This window comes from Flavobacterium sp. XGLA_31 (assembly GCF_051547105.1).
Classification (GTDB): domain Bacteria; phylum Bacteroidota; class Bacteroidia; order Flavobacteriales; family Flavobacteriaceae; genus Flavobacterium.
Map to the genome: position 1 here is coordinate 316058 of NZ_JBPTTM010000002.1, position 19272 is coordinate 335329.

Here is a 19272-nt window from a genome sequence, read left to right on the forward strand (position 1 = left end):
TTAGTTTACTCCTAATCGTATTCAGCAAATAGTTATACTAATGATTTAATGTTTTCAAAAAGCAAATCTTTGTCAACTGGTTTTGATAAATATTTATTCATTCCTATTTCAAACACTCGTTCTTTGGTACTTTCCATCACATCGGCAGTTACCGCTATGATGGGAATGTTCTTGTTTTCTTCGCCCGCATCTCCGTTTCGAATGGCGATTGTAGCTTCATAACCGTCCATGACCGGCATTTGCAAATCCATCAGAACAATATCAAACGGATGAGTCTTTAATTGATTAACGCCTTCCTCACCGTTGTTGGCAAATTCCACTACTGTATTCAACCATTTTTTAGTAATCATTTTGATGACCATTTGGTTCATGGCATTGTCTTCCACCACCAAAATGCGCTTGCCTTTTAAATCATAATCTTCTGTTGGGACAACAGCAACGATTTTCTTTTCGGTTTTTACCAATTCATAATTCAGAGCTACTTTGCACAAAGTTCCAATGCCCAATTGGCTTTGAATATCGACTTTCCCTTTATGCATATCAACTAATGTTTTTACAATATACAAGCCAAGCCCAAGACCACCGAACTTACGTTTGTTATTAATACTTTCCTGTGAAAACGAATCAAAGATGCTGTTCATCTTTTCTTTCGGAATTCCGACTCCGGTGTCTTTTACTTCCAGCAAAAGGGTAATAGTAGTTTCATTGATTTGCTCCCAGTCCAGTTGTATATTCACATGACCTTCTTGAGTAAACTTGAGGGCATTATTGATGATGTTGTTGGTGATTTGGCCAAACCGGATAGCGTCACCCAGCAATTGCTCCGGAAAATTTTCAGCAATAGTAAACTTAATTTTGAGATCTTTATCTTGAGCAATGTGAACGGCGTTACTTTTGATTTGTTCTAAAATTTTGACCGGCTCAAACGGATGTCGCTCTAATTTAAGCTCACCTTTTTCAATTTTGGAAAAATCCAGGATGTCATTTACCGAACTGAGTAAACTTTGAGAAGAGTATTTGATGATATTGCAATTCGATTTGATTTTTGCGGTATCGGTTTCGTTGGCTGTAGCATCAGTTAAACTTAATATGGCGTTTAAGGGTGTTCGCAACTCGTGACTGATGTTGGATAAAAAATAAGATTTCAATTCATTCATTTCTTCCGAACGCTGTAAAGCTAAAGTCTGCAGTTCTTCCCGTTCATTTTTTAAGTTCCGTATTAAGTTTGCCATCGATAGCGAAAGAAAAATCACTTCCAGTCCGGTTCCCAGTTTAGAGCCGTTTTCTGTCCAAAAAGTCTGTGGTAGCAGACTGAAGTTTTTCAAAATAAAAACAACAAAACCACAAATGAGAAAGAATACGCCAATGGTAAAAAAGCGATCAATAGCTTTGGTTTTAACATAAATCACTACCTGTGAAGCGATGATTAAAAGCAATAAGATCAAACCCAGCACATTGGCAATAGGGTAGGATAAGGAAAGAACTTTCGGAATGAAAAGTAAGGAAAGAAATAGTAGTAAATCCAGCCCATACAAAACATAAAATACCTTGTTGATGAAAGGGCTGTATACTTCTATTTTTAAGAATATCTGGGCATAACGGCCTAAGAAAAAATTAGCGACCGTTGCAAAAATAATGACAGAATGCAAAGACAACCAACCCGACTGTGGTGTAATAAATTCATGGAAATAACCGTCAACAGAAAATTGCAACAACCCGATAAAAACTACATAAGAACTGTAATAAAGAAATGTTTTATCGCGCATACCAAAGAAAAAGAACATATAGAGTATGGCGGCGATGCTCAGGATTCCGTAAAACAACCCAAAGACGAATTGCTCAAACGAAGTGATTTTCATCAACCCTTCAAAACTATGGAGCACTAAAGGCATGGTGAGCATCTCTCCATCGCTTTTAACGTGCAGATAAAATTGTTGCATTTCGCCTGGTTTCAATCCGATTTTGAAAATTGTCTTTCGATGGTCAAAGCTTTTTTTAGCAAGCGGAATAGCATCTCCACTAACATACTTAGTGACTTGACGGTCTGATTTTAGGGTGTACAGTTCGGCAACATCTGTAATGGGACGGGCGGTTTCAAAAAAGTAAAACAATTCTTCATCGGTAGTATTTTTAAGTTGAAATCGAATCCAAAAATGGTGCGTAGTAAACCCAAAATCGGTATTTTCATTAGGCATGGGTTTGAAATCAAGCGCTTTTGAATGCATTACTTGTTCCAAAGAAATATTGAGTAAGCCAACATCAACATATTCGGCTTTGTTATGAATGGATATTTTATCGGTAAGATTTTCTTTTTGTAAAATGAATTGTGCTGAAATATTTTGTGACAGTAAAAGAAATAAGCCTGTAAGGCATAACAAAATATTCCAATTTTGTAATGTAATTGGTTTTTTCATGGGGCATCATTGTGGTATTATTTACGAATATAAAAACGATATGGATTAAACAATTCCCAAAATCGAGAAAATGTTATGATTAAATTTGTAAATCATTCTTTTTTACAAGTGAAATTATGGCTTAAGAAGAAAGAGCAAATTGTTTTTATGAATAGGAATTCTTTTATTTTAATATTCTTTTCATCTTTGCAGTCAAATAATTTAAGGTATCAAAATGCAACTCGTTTTCGCTTCCAATAACCAAAACAAAATCAAAGAAATACAATTGTTATTGCCGGATTCCATCCATATTCTCAGCCTCGAAGACATAGGCTGCTTGGAAGAAATCCCCGAAACTGCCGATACTATTGAAGGGAATGCCATTCTCAAGGCCAATTATGTTACCGAAAAATATGGTTATGATTGCTTTGCGGACGATACAGGATTGGAAGTGGAGGCCCTCAATGGGGAACCCGGAGTGTATTCCGCCCGCTATGCCGGTGAACAGCGGGATGCAGAGGATAATATGAATAAAGTATTGGCTAACCTTGCCGACAAACCAAACCGCTCCGCCCATTTTAAAACGGTAATTGCTTTGAATTTAAGCGGAAAGCAAACCTTATTTACCGGCCTTGTCAAAGGGAGAATTATCGATACCAAAAGAGGAACCAATGGCTTTGGCTATGACCCAATCTTTGTAGCGGATGGTTATGAAAAAACATTTGCTGAATTGTCAATAGAAGAGAAGTCGGCTATCAGTCATCGCGGTTTAGCGGTCAGTCAATTGGTTTCTTTTTTGCAATAAAAAATTCTCAAAAATAGGCCTGTTAAACATCTTTTGATTGTGAATAAATCGTTAAATAGTTTAATTTATTGATTTTCAGTTAATTTTAAATTAGGGTATGTGGTATTTATAGACTACCTTTGCACCCAATTTAAAATACAATATGAATAAATTTGAACAATTAGGTCTGAATGAATCGTTACTGCTGGCGATCAAGGATCTAGGATTTGAGAATCCGTCAGAAGTGCAAGAAAAAGCGATTCCGGTACTATTGGAACAAAACACTGACTTAGTAGCTTTAGCACAAACAGGAACAGGGAAAACGGCAGCTTTTGGTTTTCCGCTAATTCAAAAAATTGATGCCGATGACAGAAGTACTCAGGCATTAATTTTATCACCAACGCGTGAGCTTTGCTTACAAATCACCAACGAAATTAAACAATACTCAAAATATGTAAAGGGTTTACATACAGTGGCAGTTTATGGTGGTGCAAGCATTACAGAACAAGCCCGAGAGGTAAAACGTGGCGCCCAAATCATTGTGGCCACACCCGGTAGAATGCAGGACATGATTAATCGTGGTCTTGTCAACATTAAAAACATCAACTACTGTATTCTGGATGAAGCAGACGAGATGTTAAACATGGGATTCTATGACGATATCGTTTCGATATTATCAGATACTCCTGATGATAAAAACACTTGGTTATTCTCAGCAACCATGCCGGCTGAAGTAGCTCGCATTGCTAAGAAATTCATGGCGGATCCTGCAGAGATTACGGTAGGGCATAAAAACTCAGGTTCTAAAACAGTATCTCACGAATTTTATGTAGTAAATGCTCGTGATCGTTATGAAGCTTTAAAAAGATTGGCCGATGCCAATCCCGACATTTTCTCAGTAGTTTTCTGTAGAACCAAAAGAGATACGCAGGCCGTAGCTGAAAAGTTAATCGAAGACGGTTACAATGCAGCGGCATTGCACGGCGATTTGTCCCAGGCACAACGTGACGGGGTAATGAAGTCGTTCCGCGGTCGTCAAATCCAAATGTTGGTAGCCACAGACGTAGCTGCCCGTGGTATTGATGTAGATAACGTAACACACGTGGTAAACTACCAATTGCCGGATGAAATCGAAACCTACAACCACCGTTCGGGCCGTACAGGTCGTGCCGGTAAACTAGGGACTTCTATCGTAATTATTACCAAAAGTGAAGTACGTAAAATCCATGCGATTGAAAAAATCATCCAACAAAAGTTTGAAGAGAAAACGATTCCAAGCGGCATCGAAATCTGTGAAATCCAATTGTTGCACTTAGCCAATAAAATCAAAGATACCGAAGTAGACCACGAAATAGACAATTATTTACCGGCCATCAATGAAGTATTGGACGGTTTGTCTAAAGAAGAATTAATCAAGAAAATGGTTTCGGTAGAATTTAACCGATTCATTGCATACTACAAAAAGAAACGTGATTTATCAGGTGACAGCCGAGGTGAAAGAAGTTCGGAGCCTAGAGAAATAAGAGCGGGTGACCCGGTACGTTATTTTGTAAACATCGGATCACGTGATGATTTCGATTGGATGCAATTAAAAGACTTCTTAAAAGAAACCTTAGATTTAGGTCGTGATGACGTATTCAAAGTAGATGTAAAAGAAGGATTCTCTTTCTTCAACACCGATGGAGAACATACGGATAAAGTAATGTCTATCCTAAACGGTTACGATTTAAACGGTCGTCGCATCAACGTAGAAATTTCTAAAAATGATGGCGGAAGCAGCTCAAGACGCGACCACAACGGAAGAAACAGTGGCGGATTCAGAGGCGACAGAAACTTTGGAGGTGAACGAAGAAGTGGCGGAAGTTTCGGTTCGAGAAAAGAAGGTGGTTTTAGAAGCGAAAGAAGTTCAGACCGACCAAGAAGAGAACCGGGTTCTTTTCAAAGAGAGGAAAGAGCACCAAGACGTTCATCCGATCACAATGAAAGACCGGCAGGACGTTCTTTTGAAGCTGCTAAAAACCGCAGACCCAGAAGAAGCTAATCGCTGAAACGTACTTTCAGTATAGAATATAAACTCCGTTTTCTCTTAACATTTGAGGTGAAAACGGAGTTTTTTGAGGTATATACTTCAATTTGTTAATTTTATTCTAATTCTCTCGTCAAAGGCTGTTATATCTTAAAAGAGTTTCATACTTTTAAACCATCAAATATGCTATGAAATATTTCGCCTTTTTACTTTTATTTTTAGTTTCTTTTACTGCGCTGGCACAAGATAATCCCATTTCTCAAAAGGTAACCGGAACCGTTATTAATGACAATACGTTATTGCCTATTGCCAATGCCAACGTCATTAATGTGAACAAAGTAAAAGGTACAGTAACCAATGCCAAAGGCTTTTTTGAATTAGAAGTAAGCGTCAGCGATACTCTACACATCACCATATTAGGCTATCAATCACTGCGTATCAGAGTAACCAACGACTGGCTCAAAAACGGTACGGCCAAAATCATGCTGACTGAAAAAGCCATTGCCCTCGAAGAAGTAATCGTGCGAAAATACGATTTAACGGGTTACCTCGAAATTGATTCCAAATTAATTCCTGAAAAAGAAAACTACCGTTACAGCATCTCCGGTTTACCCCAAGGCTATGAAGCAGGGGAGAGCTCTCCCAATGCTTTTTCACGTGTGTTGGGTTCCATCTTCAATCCGGCCGATATGCTGTATAATTTCTTTGGCAAAAAACCTAAGGAACTCAAGAAACTCAAACAGATGAAAAAGGATGACACCGTTCGCAACCTGTTGGAGTCCAAGTTTGACCGCGAAACCATTGCAGTACTGCTGGGGGTAGATAAAAAGGAAATTGCCGAAATCCTCCAACGGTGTAACTATTCCGAATCTTTCATCCAAACGGCCAATGACCTGCAAATCATGGATGCCATCAGCGAATGCTACGAGCAGTATAAAGTGTTGAAGAAAAACTAAACGGTTATTGGTTCATTTTTTCCGCATAATAACGCTCCTCAATGCGTTTAATGTCTTTTATCGAGTTCTTTGCCCAAAGCAATCTTTTTTCCAAAAGCTCGTCTTCCGAAAGTTGCCAGGCTACGTTTGACTGACGCAAACGTGTAGTAATGTCTTGTATGATAATGGCAGCTGATACCGATATGTTCAGACTCTCCGTAAAGCCTACCATCGGAATTTTAATAAACCCATCAGCCTGTGCCAGCACTTCTTCCGATAGCCCGGCTTTTTCGGTACCGAAAAAAATAGCCGAACGTTTGCTGATGTCAAAATCACTCAGCATACAGGAATCATTGTGAGGGGTAGTGGCAATGATCTGATAGCCCTTGGCCTTTACAGCATCAATGCAATTCTGATTGTTGGAAAACCGGTTGACATCTACCCACTTTTGAGCGCCCATGGCAATTTCACTGTCAATGCGCTTCCCGAATTTTTGCTCCACCACATTCAATTCTTGTATTCCAAAAACTTCACAACTGCGCATCACGGCACTGGTATTGTGTAGTTGGTATACATCTTCCATGGCAATGGTAAAATGATTGGTTCGGTTGGCTAATACAGCGGCAAATCGCTCTTTGCGATTATCCGTTAGGAATGTTTCGAGGTAAGCAAGATAATTAAGATCAATCACGGTAGTCATTTTGCCAAAAATACTAATTTGTCTACTCCTGAACAAATAGCACGCTACAAGAAAGGAACAGACTCTTTTAATTTCTCTAGATTGCCTCTAGAGTGCTGCTAGATTGCCGCTAGAGTGCTGTTAGAGTGCCATAACATTGCGGTAAGACTTCAAATAGTGCCATAAATGCCTTTGGCGAACAACAGAGTTAGCCTAAAATTGATACTTTTGAAAGTAAAATTCATCCTGATGAAAAAGAAATTAGTCGTATTAACCGGTGCCGGGATTTCTGCGGAAAGTGGCATCAAAACCTTTCGTGATGCTGGAGGATTGTGGGAAGGTCATGATGTGATGGAAGTGGCTTCTTATGACGGTTGGCTTCAAAATAAAGCCTTGGTATTGGATTTCTACAACCAGCGTCGCCGCCAACTACAGGAAGTCAGTCCCAATCAGGGGCATTATACCTTAGCCGAACTGGAAGCAGATTTTGAGGTACACATCATTACCCAAAATGTAGACAACCTGCATGAACAGGCGGGAAGCAGCAAGGTATTGCACCTGCATGGCGAATTACTCAAAGTGAGTAGCGACTGCAATCCTCCCAATCAAATTCTCGATTGGACTGCCGATTTGCACATTGGAGATACCGATGCCCAAGGAATTCAATTGCGTCCTCACATTGTTTGGTTTGGCGAAATGGTTCCTGCTTTAGAGAAAGCGGTAAGTATCACACAACAAGCAGATTATTTAGCTGTAATTGGCACTTCACTTCAGGTGTATCCTGCAGCAGGTTTGATGCATTATGCTCATAGTGCTGTTCCTGTTTTTTACATCGATCCAAAGCCGGCCACCATTTACGATTTGCAAAACCCATTAGAAATCATCCCGATGACAGCCACCGAAGGCGTTCCTTATCTGAAAGAAAAATTGCGTTATTTGCTTTAAAAAACTGCCCACTCATACGCCATAACTTATAACTAATAGTTATTTTTGCAGCACTAAACACCACACTACTCATGTCACTAACTACACTCAATGCCATTTCGCCTATAGACGGCCGTTACCGTAAGAATACGAAAGGACTGGCTGCTTTCTTTTCCGAGGAAGCCTTAATCAAATACCGCGTACTGGTAGAAGTTGAATACTTTATCGCCTTGTGCGAGGTAGAATTACCGCAGTTAAAAGCGGTTAATAAATCCGTTTATGCCGATTTGCGAAAGCTGTATACGGAGTTCACCACGGAAGACGCTCTTTGGATTAAAGAAACCGAGAAGACCACCAATCACGATGTCAAAGCCGTAGAATATTTCATCAAAGACAAGTTTGAAGCTTTGGGCTTAAGTGAATTCAAAGAGTTCATCCACTTTGGGTTAACGTCTCAGGATATCAACAATACGGCTATTCCGCTATCTACGAAGGAAGCCTTTGAAAAAGTGTATTTACCGTCATTAGTTGCGGTTATAGCTAAGTTAAAAGAACTTTCCATGGAGTGGAAAGACATTCCTATGCTGGCACGCACCCACGGACAACCCGCATCACCGACACGTTTAGGAAAAGAACTATTGGTCTTTGTGGAACGTCTGGAAGAGCAGATGCGTCAGTTGTTCAACATTCCGTTTGCTGCCAAATTTGGTGGGGCTACCGGAAATTACAACGCCCATCATGTGGCTTATCCTAAAGTAGACTGGAAACAATTCGGTACCGATTTTGTGGAAGACACCCTGGGATTGCACCATTCTTTTCCCACTACCCAAATCGAACATTACGACCATTTTGCGGCTTTCTTTGATGCCTTAAAACGCATTAATACCATACTGATTGACTTAGATCGCGATATATGGACCTATGTATCCATGGACTATTTCAAACAAAAGATTAAAGCCGGAGAGATTGGTTCTTCTGCCATGCCTCATAAAGTAAACCCGATAGACTTTGAAAATTCGGAAGGTAATTTAGGCATGGCCAATGCCATCTTTGAACATCTTTCGGCCAAACTGCCGGTATCAAGATTGCAACGCGATTTGACCGACAGTACGGTGTTGCGCAACATTGGCGTGCCGATGGGACATACCCTTATTGCATTTGAAGCGACTTTAAAAGGATTAAACAAATTGCTCTTAAACGAAAGCAAGTTTGCCGAAGACCTTGAGAACAATTGGGCCGTAGTGGCGGAAGCAATCCAGACTATACTGAGAAGGGAAGGATACCCTAATCCGTATGAAGCATTAAAAGAACTCACCCGTACCAATACCGTAATCAATAAAGAAGCCATACAGACTTTTATACAAACCTTGGCCGTATCTGAGACTGTTAAGGAAGAATTACTTCATATCAGCCCGTCCAATTATACCGGGATTTAACGCAATACCATCATAAGACCAACAAAAAGGCATAAGTAGTATTCTTATGCCTTTTTTAGTCTGTATAGTTATGTGTAGCCGCTCAGAAAGCGTTATTCAAACCGCTTGTCTTGGTGGTTTCTGAACTTCTTAAAATCCCATCAGATATAAAATTCGGTCCGGTCCTCGCTTAAGGGCTATTTCAATTCCGGAAAATAACAACTTACGAAAGAGATAACGGGAAGTAAACCCAATTTTTACGAATGACAGCCGCTGCCTTTTCAGCAACCAACACTATAGGAAGTCTAATCCAAGTCTAAGGCAAGTCTGATAAAATGCTTTTATTGATTAGACTTGGTACGCATTTTGATATGATTTGATATACAGTAACTTAAATGAAAACAAGATGGCAACGCAAGGGTATAAAAATCAGTTGAGCGGCACAATAGGTCCTGTTATTTTTCAGCAGCAGTTTGGTAAAACAGTAGTACGCAGTAAACCGACGAAGGTGAAACAAACCCAAGCCACCCGGGTGAGCGGCACAGAGTTTCGGTATTGCAGTACGTGGAGCAAATATCTGAGAATGGGGCTATACCCTTTATGGCTCGGCAATACCGACAGTAGGGTGAGTCAACGGCTTACCTCCGCACTGTATACTGCCTTGCAGCACAATACGACCCAACCCAAAGGGGAACGCACTTGGTCCAATACTCCTTTGGATAGCCTGAAAGGATTTGAATGCAATACCCAATCGCTGTTTGAAACCTATTGCAAAGCCGCTATAACGACAGAAATAACGCCTAACCGTACCTTGAAAATTACCCTGCCCGAGCTGAATACGGCACAAAGTATTCGTTATCCTGACCGTTGTACAAATGCCGAATTGCGGGTGTGTATCACGGCAACAGACATCATAACAGGAGAATTACTAAAGACTGTAAGTATGGTATTTACAATGACTAAATCAACTACTACTTTAGCTGAACAAATATGGATAAGCGAGTTGTTACCGGAGCAAAGTGTACTGGTAGCGACGGCGCAATTGGGCTATTATGCTACCAATTCCGTAAGCGGGAGGTACAGCCTGAACCATAAAGCGTTTAACCCGAGTGTTATCCTTTGGGCAGGTGTTTAGTTTACCGTTAAAGATGTAGTTTGCAGTCGCAGTTTTCAGTCACGGCTTTCTATAGTTAATGAAGTCAATTTGTTTGAAAAGCACCTAAAATGCCTTGTAAAAAACAAATTAAAGAGATGATATTACCACTCCTGACTGCATTTCATACTGTAACTGCGACTGCGACTGTAAACGCAATACTTTTAACGCGAATAATTCGGAGCTTCTTTTGTAATGGTTACGTTATGCGGATGACTTTCAGTAATACCGCTGGAAGTGATGCGAACAAAACGTCCGTTTTCCTGTAGGGTAGGGATGTCTTTGGCACCACAGTAGCCCATACCGGCACGCAGTCCGCCAATGAATTGTTGCATGCTTTCATTCAGTTCCCCTTTATACGGCACGCGTCCCACGATACCTTCAGGCACTAACTTTTTGATATCGTCTTCCACATCTTGGAAATAACGGTCTTTGGAGCCTTCCTGCATCGCTTCAACAGACCCCATACCACGGTAAGATTTGAATTTACGTCCTTCGAATATGATGGTTTCTCCCGGAGATTCTTTAGTTCCGGCCAAGAGTGAACCCAGCATCACGGAGCTGGCACCGGCGGCTATGGCTTTCGGGATGTCTCCCGTATACCGTATCCCTCCGTCAGCAATTACCGGTATTCCGGTTCCTTTCAAAGCAGCTGCTACTTCAAGAACAGCAGAGAATTGCGGGAATCCCACACCGGCCACCACGCGGGTTGTACAAATAGACCCGGGACCAATACCTACTTTTACGGCATCGGCACCGTTTTCTACCAAATACAAGGCGGCTTCGGGAGTGGCAATATTACCTACCACAACGTCTAACTCAGGGAATTTAGCTTTAACCTCTTTCAACACAGTGACTACTCCTTTGGTATGTCCGTGTGCGGTATCAATAATGACGGCATCTACACCGGCATTGACCAATGCTGTTGCGCGTTCAAGAGCATCGGCAGTGACTCCGATAGCAGCGGCCACGCGCAAACGACCGAAACGGTCTTTGTTGGCTATGGGTTTTTGGGATAATTTGGTGATATCTCTGAAAGTTATTAAACCTATCAGTTTGTTATGTGCATCTACTACCGGTAACTTTTCAATTTTATTTTGTTGCAAAATACCTTCTGCTTCCTGTAAAGTAGTACCCTCAGCAGCAGTGACAAGGTTTTTAGAAGTCATGACTTCCAAAATAGAACGGGAATTTTGCTTTTCAAAACGCAAATCACGGTTGGTTACGATGCCTTTGAGTATTTGATTGTCATCTACAACTGGGATTCCGCCGATACCGAATTCTTTCATGGCTGCTTTGGCATCACCTACGGTAGCCGTTAAAGGCAAAGTTACCGGATCGATAATCATTCCGCTTTCCGCTCGTTTTACTTTGCGCACTTTAGCGGCTTGTTGTTCAATGGTCATGTTCTTGTGTAACACGCCGATACCGCCTTCCTGAGCCATAGCAATAGCCATAGCGCTTTCCGTAACAGTATCCATAGCCGCAGAAACGACAGGAACATTAAGACTGATGTTTTTGGAAAATTGGGATTGAATAGAAACTTCTCTTGGTAATACTTCAGAAAAATTAGGTACCAAAAGAACGTCATCGTAGGTTAAACCCTCACCGATGATTTTTGTGTTGTGTGCGTTCATTGCAATTTGTAGTTGTAGTTAAATTGCGTGCAAATATACGGTAAAAGTTAGAAGTACGTAGTACGATTTACGAAGTTTTTAACTTTAATGGTATTGACTGAAAATTTTAGTCGCTTCGTTATAAGCACTTTCAAAACTCATAGGTCTCGTGTTGGTATGGGCCCTTTGTTCGGTAAAGTAAGAAAGCAGTCGTTCGGTAGGCATATTACCGGTCAAATCGTCTTTGGCCATCGGACAGCCTCCAAAGCCCTGGATGGCTCCGTCAAAACGTACACAACCCGCTTTGTAAGCGGCATCTACTTTTTCATGCCATTTATCCGGAGTGGTATGCAAGTGGGCACCAAATTCAATCTGAGGGTATTTTGGAATTAAATTCGAGAACAAATAATCAATCACTTCCGGTGTGGAACTACCTACGGTATCCGATAACGAAAGGATTTTGACTCCCATGTTCGCTAAGCGCTCGGTCCATTCTCCCACTATATCTACATTCCATGGGTCGCCATACGGATTCCCAAAGCCCATCGAAAGATAGGCAACCACTTCTTTGTCAGAAGCCGCCGCAATGTCGAGTATTTCCTTGAGGGTAACTAAGCTTTCAGCAATCGTTTTATGGGTATTTCGCATCTGAAAATTTTCAGAAATAGAGAAGGGAAAACCTAAATATTGAATTTCTTTATGAACGGAAGCCAGTTGTGCTCCCTGCGTATTGGCAATAATGGCTAACAGTTTGCTTTGGGTTTGTGACAAATCCAGTTGGGCCAATACTTCAGCAGTGTCCTGCATTTGCGGAATGGCTTTGGGCGATACAAAACTCCCGAAATCAATGGTGTCAAACCCTACGCGTAGCAGGGCTTGGAGGTATTGTACTTTTTGTTCAGTAGGAATAAAAGTCTTGATGCCTTGCATGGCATCTCGCGGACATTCGATGATTTTTACGTTGGTGTTCAAAGCTTCGGGTTGCAAAAGGGCTAAGTTACTAAGATTTTTTCAAAATGGCCTGATTGATTTGCTTTACTAAAACCGGTCCTTCATATATAAACCCGGTATAGAGTTGAATCAAAGTAGCTCCTGCCTCTAATTTTTCCATAGCATCTTCAGCCGAGTGAATACCGCCCACGCCAATGATAGGGAAGGACTTGTTACTTTTCTCAGACAAAAACCGAATCACTTCAGTAGCGCGTTTGGTTAACGGTTTCCCGGACAAACCACCCGTTTCTGTTTTGTTTTCCGAATGAAGCCCTTCGCGGGAAAGCGTAGTATTGGTGGCAATCACACCGGCAATTTGGGTCGTGTTCACAATATCAATGATGTCTGTTAATTGATCATCACTCAAATCGGGAGCAATTTTCAGAAGGATGGGCTTAGGTTTGGGTTTGGTCAGGTTTTTATTTTGCAGGGTTTGCAGTAAAGCGGTCAGCGGTTCTTTATCCTGAAGCGCCCTGAGGTTAGGGGTGTTTGGGGAACTTACATTGACCACAAAATAATCGACATAATCAAAGAGTGTTTCAAAACAAATCATATAATCAGAGGTGGCATTTTCATTATCGGTAACTTTGTTTTTTCCGATATTGCCACCTATTAAAACACCTTTGTTTTTCTTTAATCGCAGTACAGCAGCATCCACGCCGCCATTATTAAAACCCATACGGTTGATGATGGCAGAATCCGCTTTTAAACGGAACAATCGTTTTTTGGGATTGCCGTCCTGTGGTTTGGGAGTTAAGGTTCCTATTTCGATAAAACCAAAACCAAAGTTGGACAGTTCCTGATAACATTTGGCATCTTTGTCAAAACCGGCAGCTAAACCCACAGGGTTTTTAAACTTTAAGCCAAAAACTTCACGTTCCAAACGAGGGTCTTTGACTTCGTAAATCGACTTCAAGATACTGGAAACAAAAGGGATTTTAGAAATAAACCGAATAAAACCAAAGGAGAAATAATGTACTTTTTCGGGGTCAAACCAAAAAAGAATCGGGCGGATGAGTAGTTTGTACATGTGTAGTGTTGTTGTAGTGCAAAAATAGAAAATCAAATTCATTTTTTATTCGGTAAATAATATTCTATTTTAGCAAAACAATTTTTTTGACATGATTTCACAGCAACAGTTTGAGCATGAGCTCCAATTAATTATAGAAAACGGCATTCGGGAAGATATTGGACCGGGTGATTTCAGTTCGTTAGCCTGTATCCCCTATACCGCCACCGGAAGAGCAAAGCTTTTGGTCAAAGATAACGGCATCATAGCCGGAGTAGAATTTGCGCAAATGATATTTGCTGAAGTCGACAGTACGCTAAAAGTAGAAATCTTTATCAATGATGGTGCCGAGGTAAAACACGGTGATGTGGTTTTTCATGTTTCGGGCAGCTCTCAGTCGATTTTAAGAGCAGAGCGTTTGGTGTTGAATTCGATGCAGCGTATGTCGGCCATAGCAACCAAAACAAATCAATACGTTAAATTATTGGAAGGGACCAAGACTAAAATATTAGATACCCGCAAAACCACACCTGGTTTCCGGGCCTGTGAAAAATGGGCAGTAAAAATAGGGGGAGGAGAAAATCATCGTTTTGCGTTATATGACATGATTATGCTCAAAGACAATCACAATGATTTTGCCGGAGGCATCACCCAAGCGATTACCAAAACCAAAGCTTTTTTAAAGGAAAACAATCTGGATTTAAAAATCATTGTCGAAGCCAGAAACCTGGATGAAATAAAAGAAATACTTCAAAATGAAGGAGTGTATCGTATTCTGATTGATAATTTCAATTTTGAAGATACCCGTAAAGCCGTTGATTTGATTCGTGATACCTGCCTCACAGAGTCGTCCGGGAACATCAATGAAAATACGATTCGTCAGTATGCAGAATGCGGTGTGGATTATATCTCTTCCGGCGCATTGACACATTCAATATACAATATGGACTTAAGCCTTAAAGCCTTCTAAATGCCAGTGGAAACCGAAGATAAAATCACCAAAATTCCAATATTGAGACAGCTTGCCCTTTTGCTGCACAAAATAAAGCTGCCGTGGCTTCATGGTCTGTCGTTATACGAATTGATTGATTTGTACTTTGTGGGTATAGTAGAGGGTGCCATTTCTTACCGAGCTTCGGCTATTGCCTGGAGTTTTTTTATGGCTTTGTTTCCGTTTATGTTATTTATATTGAACCTTATCCCGTACATTCCGATTCAAGGATTTCAGGATGATTTTTTGGGATTTGTACAACAGAGTGTGCCGCCTACTACATACGACGCTATCTATAAAATCATCAATGATATTTTGCACAACAGTCACAGCGGTTTGTTATCAGTAGGTTTTTTGATGGCTATTTTGTTGATGACCAATGGGGTTAATGCTATTCTTGGCGGGTTTGAAAGCTCACATCATGTGCATATAACTTCTAAGCGTAAATTCTTTCGACAGTATATTGTTGCCTTGGCCTTGTCAATTCTATTATCGTTATTGTTGCTCATAACGGTGGCAGCCATCGTAATCTTTGAGGTATTTATTCAAAAAACAAAAATACAGGATGTCTTGTCCGATAACATTCCGCTGATAGAAATGGGACGTTATATTTTTGTGATACTAATGATATTATTTGCCACTTCATTGTTATTCAAATTTGGAATCAAGCACGATAGAAAGCGCCCCTTTATTTCTATTGGTTCTGTATTTACAACCATACTGATTATTATTTCATCCTACTTCTTTGGAATTTGGGTAGTGAAATTCTCAAAATACAATGAACTCTATGGCTCCATTGGTACGTTATTGGTAGTCATGTTTTACATTTGGATTAACTGTATGGTTTTGCTGTTGGGATTTGATCTAAATGCTTCTATACAACACATCAAGCGCGAAAAACAAAAAGAATTAGAACTCCAACCTTAACATTTGTATCGACCTGATTCCTGTTGTAGAAGCTATATGGTAGTTCTTCATTCAGGGTTAAACACCAACGGTCCCCATTTTTACAAACCACCTTTATTATGTCTTTTTTTATTGAAGTCATCATGCCGCTTTCACTGCCTAAAACCTTTACTTATAAGGTTTCAGAAGCTGAATATGCTTTTATAAAAAAAGGAATGCGAATAGCGGTACCGTTTGGACGAAATAAAATTTATACCGCTTTAGTTATTGACTTGCATCAAACGGCGCCAACGCTTTACGAAGCCAAAGAGATTCACCAAATCCTGGATGAACAACCGATAGTTAATGAAGTTCAAATTAATCATTGGTTTTGGATTGCGTCTTATTATATGTGCACTATTGGTGATGTGTATCGAGGAGCATTACCATCGGCTCTCTTGCTTGAAAGCGAAACCATTATTTCCCAAAAACAGGAAGCTCTCATTGATGAAGCTACTTTGACAGACGATGAGTTTTTAATTTATGAGGCTTTACAACACCAGTCTTCTTTAAAAGTGGAGCACATTATGGGCATCCTTAACAAAAAAACGGTATTGCCGGTTATTCAAAGACTCATAAATAAAGGAGTAGTCACTCTCCAGGAAGAAATTCAGGAGGCATATAAGCCCAAACTCATTCGGTACATTCGTTTGCATAAGCAGTATGAATCGGAAGCTAATTTGATTGGTCTATTGGATAACTTTAATAAAAATGCCAATAAACAAAAAGAGTTGGTTTTGCAGTACTTTCAATTACACGCTCAGGAAAAAAAGCCCATATCAGTCAAACAACTAACAGAAACAACCAAATCGTCAGCAGCCATTGTAAAAGCCTTAGTCGACAAGCAAGTTTTTGAAGAATATTATCTTCAGGAAGATCGTGTCAATTTTGATAAAAATAAATCTGATAACGAATTGGTTTTAAGTGAAATTCAGAAAATCACCTTAACTAAAATTAAAGATAAATTTATCGAAAAAGACGTTTGTTTGCTCCACGGTGTTACATCGAGCGGGAAGACGGAGATTTATACCAAATTGATTGAAGAGTATAGCGAAAAAGGGAAACAAGTGTTGTATTTGTTGCCCGAAATTGCCTTAACCACCCAATTGGTTTCCCGTTTGACAAAGCATTTCGGGAACAAAGTAGCTGTGTTCCATTCCAAATATTCCAATAACGAACGTGTGGAAGTTTGGAATAATGTGAACCAAAATGCCGCATCGGCTCAGATTGTTATCGGGGCACGTTCAGCTTTGTTTTTGCCTTTTTCAAATTTAGGATTAATCATTGTTGATGAAGAGCATGAGGCTACCTTCAAGCAACAAGACCCTGCGCCAAGATATCATGCCAGAGATGCTGCTATTGTATTGGCAAATGCTCATCAAGCTAAAGTTTTACTAGGTTCAGCTACGCCAAGTATTGAGACTTACTATAATGCGACTTCCGGTAAGTTTGGGTTGGTTACGTTGAAAGAACGATTTGGAAAAGTACAACTGCCCGAAATTGAATTGGTGGATCTTAAGGACAGTTATTTCAGAAAGAAAATGAAGGGTCATTTCAGTCTGACTCTTATAGAGGCTATTACTGAAGCCTTTGCTAATGGTGAACAAGTAATTTTATTTCAAAACCGCAGGGGGTTCTCTCCGGTATTGGAATGCATGAGTTGCGGTCACGTACCTCAGTGTTCACAGTGCGATGTAAGTTTGACTTATCATAAATATAAAAATCAACTGCGATGTCACTATTGCGGATATTCAATGGCCAAACCAACCAACTGTCATGTTTGTTCGAGTGTGGATTTAGAAACGAAAGGTTTTGGAACCGAACAAATCGAATTGGAATTAGCAGAATTATTTCCCGGAAAGAATATCAAACGTATGGATCAGGACACTACCCGTGGGAAATACAGTTTTGAAAAAATCATTGATGGATTTAAAAACAGGGAAATTGATGTTTTAGTGGGTACTCAGATGTTGGCCAAAGGATTGGATTTTGATAATGTGTCTTTGGTAGGGATTATGAATGCTGATAATATGTTGTATCATCCTGATTTCAGAGCCTTTGAACGAAGTTTTCAAATGATGACACAGGTTTCAGGAAGGGCAGGGCGTTCAGAGAAAAGAGGGAAGGTGATTATCCAAACGTATAATCCTCTACATAATATAATCCAGCAAGTCACCAACAACGATTATGAAGGGATGTATAAAGAGCAACTTTATGAAAGAAAGATTTATTACTATCCTCCGTATTATCGTTTGATTCGCCTAACCTTAAAACATCGCGATTTTGAGAAGCTAAAAGAAGGTTCGATGTGGTTGTATCAGGTATTAAAGCAAAATTTGTCAATTCCGGTACTTGGTCCGGAAGAACCTGTAGTGAGTCGTGTTCGCAATGAATATATCCGTGTGATTATGGTTAAAATCCCCGGAGAAGCACCGCTGCAAAGCACAAAAAAAACTATCCAGAAAGTACTGAATAGTTTTGATTTGGTTGCTCCGTACAGAACTATTAAAGTTACTGTAAATGTGGACTTTTATTAAGCAATAGCCAATGCCTTAATTAAATCTTCTTTTTTATTTCGACTCAACGGAATTTTTGTGACTCCAATTTCGGCAAACTTGCTATTAAAACGCTCTACTTTATCAATATTAATAATATAGGACTTGTGCACGCGTATAAATTTATCTTTGGATAAATCTTTTTCAAAAGACTTCATTGTGGAAAGTACCAGATTGCTATCTTCTTCGGTAACTACTTTTACATAATCGCCATAGGCTTCAATCCACTTAATCTTGTTGGTGTACACTTTAAGTTTTTTGAGATTACTTTTAATAAAAATGTGTTCACCTTCTTCTTCCTGATTTTCTTTTTTCAGCATATGGAAATCCATTGCTCTTCTCACAGAAGCATTGAAACGATCCAGAGCTATCGGTTTCTGTAGGTAGTCCGTAGCATCATAGTCAAATGCTTTCATAGCATATTCGGCTTTCGACGTGATAAAAATAATTTGGGGTTTTACTTTTAATCCGTCCAGAAAATCAAAACCACTGATGACCGGCATTTCTATATCTAGAAATATTAAATCAACAGTATGTACAGACATGCAATTTTTTGCTTCAATTGCATTAGAAAAATCACCAACTAAATGTAGATTTGGATGATTATTCACTAACTTTGCGATGATCATCCTTTGGATTGAACTATCATCAACAACAACACAATTTAGTTTCATAATTTTATTTTTATAGATTTGGAGTTGTAAAAATAGAATCTTTTTTTTAATCCACCTAACATTTTATCGATTTTTTTTGCTTTTAAACGGTATTTTTTACTTTTAGCCGATTTATCACCATCACCCATTGTTTATTCAAAAGTATTTTATATTTTTGCGCCCAATTTAAAATTTTAATCATTT

15 protein-coding genes are annotated in these 19272 nt (G+C 39.7%); 9 read left to right on the plus strand and 6 right to left on the minus strand.

Going from position 1 to position 19272, the window contains the following annotated elements; all coding sequences use genetic code 11:
- Positions 1-32: 32 nt before the first annotated feature.
- Positions 33-2414 carry a 7TM diverse intracellular signaling domain-containing protein gene (locus ACSVH6_RS05400; RefSeq protein ID WP_438076329.1) on the minus strand — a complete coding sequence of 794 codons (2382 nt, stop codon included), beginning with the start codon at positions 2412-2414 and terminating at the stop codon, positions 33-35.
- A 214-nt stretch (positions 2415-2628) separates the two neighbouring features.
- On the opposite strand from ACSVH6_RS05400, the gene ACSVH6_RS05405 reads away from it, so the two are divergent.
- The 3 genes from ACSVH6_RS05405 to ACSVH6_RS05415 all read left to right on the plus strand — a co-directional run bounded on the left by ACSVH6_RS05405 (position 2629) and on the right by ACSVH6_RS05415 (position 6159).
- Complete coding sequence (locus ACSVH6_RS05405; RefSeq protein ID WP_438076331.1) at positions 2629-3198, plus strand: non-canonical purine NTP diphosphatase; 570 nt, start codon at positions 2629-2631, stop codon at positions 3196-3198.
- A 142-nt stretch (positions 3199-3340) separates the two neighbouring features.
- Entirely contained in the window at positions 3341-5218 is a 1878-nt protein-coding gene (locus ACSVH6_RS05410) for a DEAD/DEAH box helicase (RefSeq protein WP_438076333.1), read from the plus strand.
- Between the two features lie 173 nt (positions 5219-5391).
- Positions 5392-6159: a carboxypeptidase-like regulatory domain-containing protein gene (locus tag ACSVH6_RS05415; protein WP_438076335.1), complete on the plus strand. Its 768-nt coding sequence runs from the start codon at positions 5392-5394 to the stop codon at positions 6157-6159.
- A gap of 4 nt (positions 6160-6163) precedes the next feature.
- Here ACSVH6_RS05415 and ACSVH6_RS05420 read toward each other — a convergent pair whose 3' ends face one another.
- Positions 6164-6829, minus strand: a complete 666-nt coding sequence (locus ACSVH6_RS05420; protein WP_438076337.1) for a TrmH family RNA methyltransferase — start codon at positions 6827-6829, stop codon at positions 6164-6166.
- Between the two features lie 237 nt (positions 6830-7066).
- Between ACSVH6_RS05420 and ACSVH6_RS05425 the strand changes: the two genes are divergently transcribed.
- The 3 genes from ACSVH6_RS05425 (at position 7067) to ACSVH6_RS05435 (ending at position 10291) form a co-directional block, all read left to right on the plus strand.
- Complete coding sequence (locus tag ACSVH6_RS05425) at positions 7067-7762, plus strand: SIR2 family NAD-dependent protein deacylase (RefSeq protein WP_438076339.1); 696 nt, start codon at positions 7067-7069, stop codon at positions 7760-7762.
- A 71-nt stretch (positions 7763-7833) separates the two neighbouring features.
- Positions 7834-9177 carry an adenylosuccinate lyase gene (gene purB, locus ACSVH6_RS05430; RefSeq protein ID WP_438076341.1) on the plus strand — a complete coding sequence of 448 codons (1344 nt, stop codon included), beginning with the start codon at positions 7834-7836 and terminating at the stop codon, positions 9175-9177.
- A gap of 385 nt (positions 9178-9562) precedes the next feature.
- Positions 9563-10291: a hypothetical protein gene (locus tag ACSVH6_RS05435; RefSeq protein WP_438076343.1), complete on the plus strand. Its 729-nt coding sequence runs from the start codon at positions 9563-9565 to the stop codon at positions 10289-10291.
- Positions 10292-10473: 182 nt separating this feature from the next.
- On the opposite strand, the gene guaB is transcribed toward ACSVH6_RS05435, so the two are convergent.
- The 3 genes from guaB to ACSVH6_RS05450 form a co-directional block, all read right to left on the minus strand.
- Positions 10474-11946 (minus strand): IMP dehydrogenase, encoded by a 1473-nt coding sequence (gene guaB, locus ACSVH6_RS05440; protein WP_438076345.1) that lies wholly within the window; start codon positions 11944-11946, stop codon positions 10474-10476.
- A gap of 84 nt (positions 11947-12030) precedes the next feature.
- Positions 12031-12897 (minus strand): hydroxymethylglutaryl-CoA lyase, encoded by an 867-nt coding sequence (locus ACSVH6_RS05445; protein WP_438076347.1) that lies wholly within the window; start codon positions 12895-12897, stop codon positions 12031-12033.
- 28 nt (positions 12898-12925) lie between these two features.
- Positions 12926-13945, minus strand: a complete 1020-nt coding sequence (locus tag ACSVH6_RS05450) for a quinone-dependent dihydroorotate dehydrogenase (RefSeq protein ID WP_438076349.1) — start codon at positions 13943-13945, stop codon at positions 12926-12928.
- Between the two features lie 91 nt (positions 13946-14036).
- On the opposite strand from ACSVH6_RS05450, the gene nadC reads away from it, so the two are divergent.
- The 3 genes from nadC to priA all read left to right on the plus strand — a co-directional run bounded on the left by nadC (position 14037) and on the right by priA (position 18397).
- Positions 14037-14894 (plus strand): carboxylating nicotinate-nucleotide diphosphorylase, encoded by an 858-nt coding sequence (gene nadC, locus ACSVH6_RS05455; protein WP_438076351.1) that lies wholly within the window; start codon positions 14037-14039, stop codon positions 14892-14894.
- Complete coding sequence (locus ACSVH6_RS05460; RefSeq protein ID WP_438076353.1) at positions 14895-15842, plus strand: YihY/virulence factor BrkB family protein; 948 nt, start codon at positions 14895-14897, stop codon at positions 15840-15842.
- 98 nt (positions 15843-15940) lie between these two features.
- Positions 15941-18397, plus strand: coding sequence for a replication restart helicase PriA (gene priA / locus ACSVH6_RS05465; protein WP_438076354.1), 2457 nt, complete (start codon positions 15941-15943; stop codon positions 18395-18397).
- Here priA and ACSVH6_RS05470 read toward each other — a convergent pair.
- Positions 18394-19089 carry a LytR/AlgR family response regulator transcription factor gene (locus ACSVH6_RS05470; RefSeq protein ID WP_162128163.1) on the minus strand — a complete coding sequence of 232 codons (696 nt, stop codon included), beginning with the start codon at positions 19087-19089 and terminating at the stop codon, positions 18394-18396. The genes priA and ACSVH6_RS05470 overlap by 4 nt on opposite strands.
- Positions 19090-19272: the final 183 nt, after the last annotated feature.